The sequence below is a fragment of the Microtetraspora niveoalba genome (genome assembly GCF_001570405.1).
Classification (GTDB): domain Bacteria; phylum Actinomycetota; class Actinomycetes; order Streptosporangiales; family Streptosporangiaceae; genus Microtetraspora; species Microtetraspora niveoalba.
In genome coordinates this window covers 43753-50848 of record NZ_BBYM01000010.1, presented here as the reverse complement: position 1 = coordinate 50848, position 7096 = coordinate 43753, and the positions used below count along the sequence as shown (strand labels likewise).

6 protein-coding genes and 1 tRNA gene are annotated in these 7096 nt (G+C 69.2%); 1 reads left to right on the top strand and 6 read right to left on the bottom strand.

The window, feature by feature from the left end:
• The 6 genes from AWQ70_RS10425 to AWQ70_RS10400 form a co-directional block, all read right to left on the bottom strand.
• The coding region (locus tag AWQ70_RS10425) for a serine/threonine-protein kinase (protein WP_218004486.1) at positions 1-1137 on the bottom strand (1137 nt) is incomplete at its 3' end.
• On the bottom strand, positions 1134-2594 hold the full coding sequence (locus tag AWQ70_RS10420; protein ID WP_067173543.1) for a peptidoglycan D,D-transpeptidase FtsI family protein: 1461 nt from the start codon (positions 2592-2594) through the stop codon (positions 1134-1136). The genes AWQ70_RS10425 and AWQ70_RS10420, both read right to left, overlap by 4 nt.
• The gene (locus tag AWQ70_RS10415; RefSeq protein WP_067173540.1) at positions 2591-3940 is read right to left on the bottom strand and encodes an FtsW/RodA/SpoVE family cell cycle protein; all 1350 of its coding nucleotides are present in this window, start codon (positions 3938-3940) and stop codon (positions 2591-2593) included. The genes AWQ70_RS10420 and AWQ70_RS10415 overlap by 4 nt, the downstream gene beginning before the upstream one ends.
• Before the next feature lie 26 nt (positions 3941-3966).
• Complete coding sequence (locus AWQ70_RS10410; RefSeq protein WP_067173538.1) at positions 3967-5244, bottom strand: Stp1/IreP family PP2C-type Ser/Thr phosphatase; 1278 nt, start codon at positions 5242-5244, stop codon at positions 3967-3969.
• Entirely contained in the window at positions 5241-5705 is a 465-nt protein-coding gene (locus AWQ70_RS10405) for an FHA domain-containing protein FhaB/FipA (RefSeq protein WP_067173535.1), read from the bottom strand. The genes AWQ70_RS10410 and AWQ70_RS10405 overlap by 4 nt, the downstream gene beginning before the upstream one ends.
• 17 nt (positions 5706-5722) lie before the next feature.
• Positions 5723-6463, bottom strand: a complete 741-nt coding sequence (locus AWQ70_RS10400) for an FHA domain-containing protein (RefSeq protein ID WP_067173968.1) — start codon at positions 6461-6463, stop codon at positions 5723-5725.
• Between the two features lie 108 nt (positions 6464-6571).
• On the opposite strand from AWQ70_RS10400, the gene AWQ70_RS10395 reads away from it, so the two are divergent.
• A tRNA-Leu gene (locus AWQ70_RS10395) sits at positions 6572-6654 on the top strand.
• The last annotated feature ends 442 nt before the right edge of the window (positions 6655-7096 follow it).

Sequence of the window (7096 nt, the reverse complement as noted above, 5' to 3'; positions counted from 1 at the left end):
CCCCGCCGTGGCGACCACCACGGTGGTGACCCGCCGGCCGCGGCGCCCGCCCGAGGCCGCGGCGCGCCGGGGCGCGTCCACCGTCGGAGCCGGGTGGCCCGTACGGCCCGGCCCGGTGGGACGGGCGGGCGGACCCGGCCGGGCGGCCGGGGACGAGCGGGGAGCGGACGGCCGGGGATACGACGGCTGGGACGGCGACGCGCCCATCGGCGGAGTCGCCGGGCCGCGCCCCGGACCGCCGCCGGGAGCCCGGCCCGTGCCGCCCACCGCGAACCACGACGGGTCGGTCAGCGTGCCGAGCATCACGGTGTGCGCACCGGCCAGCGACTCGCGCAGCGCGACGGCCCGCTCGGCCACCTCGCGTGAACCGGCCGGTCGCGCGTCCGGGTCCTTCGCCAGCATGGCCAGCACCAGCTCGCGGACACGCGGCGGCACCGACGCGGGCAGCGGCGGAGGCGCGTCGTACAGGTGGTGCAGGGCGATCGCGACCTGGGTCTCGCCGTCGAAGGGCGGCCGCCCCGCCAGGCACTCGTACGCGACGACGCCGAGGCTGTAGACGTCCGTCGCGGGGGTGAGCCGCTCGCCGGACGCCTGCTCGGGGCTGACGTACTGGGCGGTGCCGAGCACGATGCCGCTCTGGGTCACGGGCGCGGCCTCAAGAGCCCGCGCGATGCCGAAGTCGGTCACTTTGACGGTCCCGACCTCGGTGACGAGCAGGTTGCCCGGCTTGATGTCGCGGTGGATGATCCCCGCCCGGTGCGCGGTGTGCAGAGCCTTGGCCACCTGGCCGACGACGTCGAGCGTGATCTCCGGGCTGAGCGTGCCGTGGCGGCGCAGGATTCCGGACAGCGGCTCGCCCGACACCAGCTCCATGATGAGGTAGGCGACCCCGTCGCTCTCGCCGTAGTCGAAGACCTGGGCGATCCCCGGGTCGGTGAGGCCGGCGGTGATGCGCGCCTCGTTCCGGAACCGTTCGCGGAAGGCGGGGTCGGCCGCCATGTGCTGCCGCAGCAGTTTCACCGCGACCTCGCGGCCGAGGAGCTGGTCCGTGGCCTGCCACACCTCGCCCATGCCGCCCGCCGCGATGCGGGACGTCAGCCGGTAACGGCCGCCGAGAACGGGGTTGCCCGATGTCACTGACCGAGCACCGCCTGCATGACGTCGTGCGCGATCGGGGCGGCGATGGCGCCGCCGGTGGCGTCGTTGCCCGCGCTGCCGGACTCGACGAAGACCGCGACCGCGACCTTGGGGTCCTCGGCGGGGGCGAACGAGATGAACCACGCGTGCGACGGCTTGCCGGGAGCGGTCTCCGCGGTGCCGGTCTTGCCGGCGACCGTGACGTTCGGCAGGCCGGCGGCCCTTCCGGTGCCGTTCCGCACCACGTTGATCATCATCGTGGTGAGCTCGGCCGCGACCTCGGGGGTCACCGCCTCGCTCAGCTCGTCGGGGTCGGTGGTGTCGATCTCGCCGCCGTCCGGACCGGTGATCTTGTTGATCAGGTACGGCTTCATGACCGTGCCCCGGTTCGCGATGCCGGCCGCGACCATCGCCATCTGCAGCGGGGTCATCTGGTTGCTGCGCTGGCCGATGGCGGTCATGGCGAGGGCGGCCTTGCCCTCGTCCGGGCCGATGTCGCTCTTCGCGACGTCCAGCGGGATGTTGAGCGAGCTGCCGATGCCGAACTTCTCGGCCTGCTCCTTCAGCTTGTCGTACCCCATCTCCATCGCGACGTCGGCGAACGGGGTGTTGCAGGAGATCGTGTACGCCGCCAGCAGCGTTGCCCGGCCGCCGCACGACTCGCCGTGGTAGTTCGGCAGCGAGATGTTCGTGTCGGGCAGCGGCAGCGCGTCCGGCGCGTTCACCATCGTGTTCACGTCACGCGACTCGTCGTCCATCAGGAAGGCCGCCGACGTGATCGTCTTGAAGGTCGAGCCGGGCGCGTAGGTGAGGCCGATCGCGCGGTTGAGCAGCGGCTTGTTCGTCTTGTCCGCGTCGAGCTTGTTGTACGCGTCGTTGACCGTCTTCTTGTTGGCCGCCGCGAGCGGGTTCGGGTCGTACGACGGCACCGACACCATGGTGAGGATCGCGCCCGTCTTCGGGTCGATGGCGACGACCGCGCCGCGCTTCCCGGTGTTCGCCAGGTCCTTGTACGCGATCTTCTGCGCCTTGGCGTTCAGCGTCAGATCGACGTTGGCACCCTTGTGCGGCTTGCCGCTGATCAGGTCGATCGCCCGGCGCACCACCAGGTCGGGGTGGCTGCCGTCGAGGTAGCGGCCCTCGGCCCCCTCGATGCCCGACGCGCTCTCCGGTGCGAAGTAGCCGACGACGTGCGTGAACGCCTTGCCCTCGGGGTACTCCCGCTTGAACCGGAAGTCGGTGTCGCCCGTGTCCACGCTCTTGGCCAGGACGACCTTGCCGTTGTCGGAGGTGATCCACCCGCGGTCCACCGAGTACCTGGCGTAGAAGGAGCGCACGTTGCGGGAGTCCGAGCGCAGGCCGTCCGCCTGCACCGCGCCGAGGTAGGTCACGTTGGCCATGAGCAGGCCGAACATCAGGAGGCAGGCGAGGGCGACCCGCTTGAGTGGGCTGTTCATCGCTGCATCACCTGCGTGAGTCCTTCGTCCTGGATCGCCTGGGGAGGCGGCTTGCGCGCCGCGTCTGACATGCGTACCAGCAGCGCGATAAGCATCCAGTTAGCGAGCAGCGCCGAGCCGCCCGCCGACATGAACGGCGTGACCAGGCCGGTCAGCGGGATCAGCCGGGTGACGCCGCCGACGATGATGAACACCTGCCAGGCCAGGATGAACGACAGGCCGCCCGCGAGGAGCTTGGAGAACGGGTCGCGGGCCGCGAGCGACGTGCGCAGACCCCGTTCGACGATCAGCGCGTAGACCATGAGGATGGCCATCAGGCCGGTGAGGCCGAGCTCCTCGCCGGTCGCGCTGAAGATGAAGTCGGAGAACGACAGCGGGATCTGTCTCGGATGTCCCTGGCCGAGGCCGGTGCCCAGGATGCCGCCGGAGCCGATCGCGAACAGGCCCTGCATGAGCTGGTAGGTGCTGCCGAACTCGCGGTCGTACATCTCCGGTGAGCTGGCGTTGAGCCAGCCGTCGAAGCGGGCCTCGACGTGGGAGAAGACCTGCCCGGCCAGCACCGCGCCACCGACGAAGAGCAGGATGCCGATGAGCACCCAGGAGGTGCGCTGCGTCGCGACGTACAACATCGCGATGAACGCGCCGAACAGCAGCAGCGAGCTGCCGAGGTCCTTCTGCATGACGAGGACGCCAAGGCTGACGGCCCACGTGATGAGCACCGGGCCGAGGTCGCGGGCGCGCGGCAGGTCGATGAAGAGCAGGCGGCGCCCGGCGAGGGCGAGCACGTCCCGCTTGGCGACCAGGTAGCCGGCGAAGAAGACGACCAGCAGGATCTTGGCGAACTCCGACGGCTGGATGGAGAAGCGGCCGACTCCCACCCAGATGCGGGCGCCGTTGATCTCCCTGCCGATGAACGGCAGCAGCGGGAGCAGCAGCAACGCGAGGCCGGCGAAGCCCGCGGTGTACGTGAGGCGCTGCAAGGCGCGATGGTCCTTCAACACGATCAATGTCGCGGAGAACATCACGACGCCGAGCGCCGTCCACATGAGCTGGGTGGTGGCGGAGGCGCCGTCCTGGCCGGTCTGCTCGATCCGGTAGATCATCACCAGGCCGATGCCGTTGACCAGGGTCACCAGCGGGAGAAGCAGGGGGTCGGCCCACGGCGCCCATTTCGCGAGCACGAGGTAGGCCGCGAGCATCAGCGCGCCCAGGCCGAGGCCGTAGGTCAGCATGCCGGCGGGGATCTGGCCGTCGATGCCGAGCCCCACGCTGGCGTACGCGCCCATGACGATGAGCACGGCGAAGGCGAGCATGGCGAGCTGCGCCCCTCGCCGCTTGGCGGTCATGGGGACGGGGGTGGCTTCCGCTGAACTCACTTACCGGATCCCGGGGACGGTGACGGGGACGTGGTCGCCTCCGGCGCGGTCTCGCCGCTGAAATTCTTTATGGTCTTTATCCCGGACTGGAGATCGTCGACCGGGATGCCGCTGCGTATCTGGTCCTGCTGGGCCGCACTGAGCGAGGAGACCGGAACGTCGTCGGTGTAGGCGACCTTCTTGAAGGAGACCGGGCCCAGTTCCGCGTCGACGCCGCGGAAGACCACGATCTGGTCTCCGTCGGCGCCGACGTAGTACTGGTCCTGAGTCCACTCATAGCCGAAATAGCCGCCGAGCCCGAGCACGGCGGCGACAACTACGAATGAGGTGACCCGAAAGGGCCAGACCCGACGTTTCTTGGCCCGGCGGCCGGAGGCCTGGGCCTCCGGCGCGGGATGGTCGTCGAGTTCCTCGTCCACGATGACCGGTTGGGGCGCGGTCGCCGTGGACATCCGGCCCGGCGGCGCGTCAGGTGGACCCGACCGCAGCCGTCCCGAACCCGCCGCCCCCACCACCGCCGCCGCGTACGTCGGCGGCTGGAGGTCGTCCACCTCGATCACGTCGGCGACCACGCAGGTGATGTTGTCCGGCCCGCCGCCCCTGTTGGCCAGGTCGATGAGCTGCCGGACGACGTCCTCGGGATCGTCGACGGTGCTGAGGGTGTGGTGCAGGGTCTCGGCGCTGACCACCGCGGACAGGCCGTCCGAGCACAGCAGGTACCGGTCGCCCACCTGGGCCTCCCGGTCCTGCAGGTCGGGGTCGACCTCGCCGCTGCCGTCGAGCGCGCGCAGCAGGATCGAGCGTTGCGGATGGTTGGCCGCCTCTTCCAGCGTGATGCGGCCGTCGTCCACCAGCGACTGCACGAGCGTGTGGTCGTGCGTGATCTGGTACAGCTCCTCGTTGCGCAACAGGTACGCGCGGGAGTCGCCCACGTGGATCAGGGCGAACCTGGGGCCGTTCCAGAGCATCGCGGTCAGTGTGGTGCCCATGCCCTTGAGGCTCGGGTCCCGGGCGACCATCGCGTGGAGCTGATGGTTCGCCTCCCGGACCGCCGCCTCGATGTCGCTGAGCAGGTCACCCCCGAAGGCGTCCCTGGCGTGATCGAGGGACGACAGTGCGGCGATGGCGACCGAGCTGGCCACCTCGCCGTGTGCGTGCCCGCCCATGCCGTCGGCGACGGCCAGCAGGCGGCCGCTCGCGTACGCCGAGTCCTCGTTCCCTTCGCGGAGGAGGCCGACGTCCGAGCGGGCGGCGTAGCGGAGTGCGATTGTCATTTGCGCAATTCGATGACGGTTTTGCCGATGCGGATCGGAACTCCGAGAGGCACCGGGGTCGGGCGGGTCACTTTGGAACGGTCGAGGTACGTGCCGTTGGTCGAGCCGAGATCTTCCACGATCCACTGGCCGTCCTGTGGGAAGAGCCGTGCGTGCCGACTCGAAGCGTAGTCGTCGGTCAGCACCAGCGTGGCGTCAGTCGCCCGGCCGATGGTGATCGGCGTCTCGGTGAGGTTGATGACGGTCCCTTGAAGGGGGCCACCCGTGACGACCATCTGACGTGGTTCCCCCCTCTTGGGTTTGGACACTGGTTTCGGGGCCTTGGCTGGTTTCCGTGCCGGCGCGGGAGCCGTACGCGGACCGAACAAGTCTGTCCGGATCACGCCGACCGCGGCAATCACAAAGAACCACAGCAACGCCAGGAAGGCGAGCCGGATCAGCAGCAGCGTGAGCTCGGACATGGACCGTCTGTCTACCTCTAATCTCGCCGGAACACCAGGGTCGTCCGCCCCAGTGTCACCCTCGTCCCGTCCTGCATCTCGATCCTGCGGATCGGCTGCCCGTTGACGAAGGTGCCGTTCGTGGACCCCAGATCGACGAGGACGACCTGCTGCCCTTCAACACGTAGTTCGGCATGATGCCGTGATACGCCGGGATCGACCAGTCGAAGATCACAATCGGTGCCGCGGCCGAGCAGCGTCACCGGGGTGGTCAGCTCGTAGGACCGCTGGCCCTGCGGGTCGTCCTGGGTGGAAACAAGCAGCCTGGGGCGGCCGCCGAACATCCCCGAGCGCGCCGGGGGCAGGTCGCTCACCGGCTGCCGGATCTCGTCCTGCTCGACCGTCGCGCCGCGGATCACTCCCGAACGGATTCTGAACAGCCCGACCGCGAGGTCGTCGGCGGTCTCGAAACGCACCCGGACGGGTCCCACGAACGAGTACCCCTGCTCCTTCGCGTACTCCCTGGCGAGGTTGGCCAGCTCGTGGCCGATGCTGTCCGCGTACACCTCCAGCCGCTCGCTGTCGGTCGTGGACAACTCCACCACGAAGTCGTTCGGTACGAGCGTGCGACCCTGGGCGACGATCGCGGCCCGCTCGTCCATCTCTCGCTGGACGGCGCTGGCTACCTCGACCGGCTGAAGGTCAGACTTGAACGCCCGTGCAAAGGCCCCCTCAACCAAGCCTTCGAGCCTGCGCTCGAAGCGCTGAAGGACTCCCACCGGGTACCTCCCTTCCTCCATCGTCTACAGGGATCGTATCCGGGTTCGGTAGTAGCGGCGGATACGTGCTAACCTTTCCAGGCACCCAGCGATGGGGGCACCCGTAAGGGGCAAGTGGCGGAATGGCAGACGCGCACGGTTCAGGTCCGTGTGTCCGAAAGGACGTGGGGGTTCAACTCCCCCCTTGCCCACAAAGAGCACCGAGGAAATCGGTGCTTCATAATGACGATTTTCGGCCCCACAGCGATGAGCTGCGGGGCTTTCGTTTTTCCGGGACCCGCACGGTCCCCGTGCGGCGAATCCTCGATGTCGGGACGTCGGTGACACTCCTCTCTCTCCGCCATGGCCCGCCATCGGCGGTCCGCGCGATCCGGATCCCCGGTGGTTTCCGGCCGCGCCGATCCGGCCCTGAGAGGCCGCCGAAACGCCGCTGGGACGCCGCCGGGACGGCTCGGGGTGGCGACCGACGCCATCGGGGTGCGGACCGAGCCGTCGAAGAAGTCGCGGATCCACGGGCGAAGGGGAGGCCTTCGGCGATCTCGCCGCCTTCGGCGGCGGGCGATGGGCCCACGGGGTGGCCTGATGGATATCCGTCTCATTATATGGTCGTAATTGTCTTGTTTTGTGAGATGA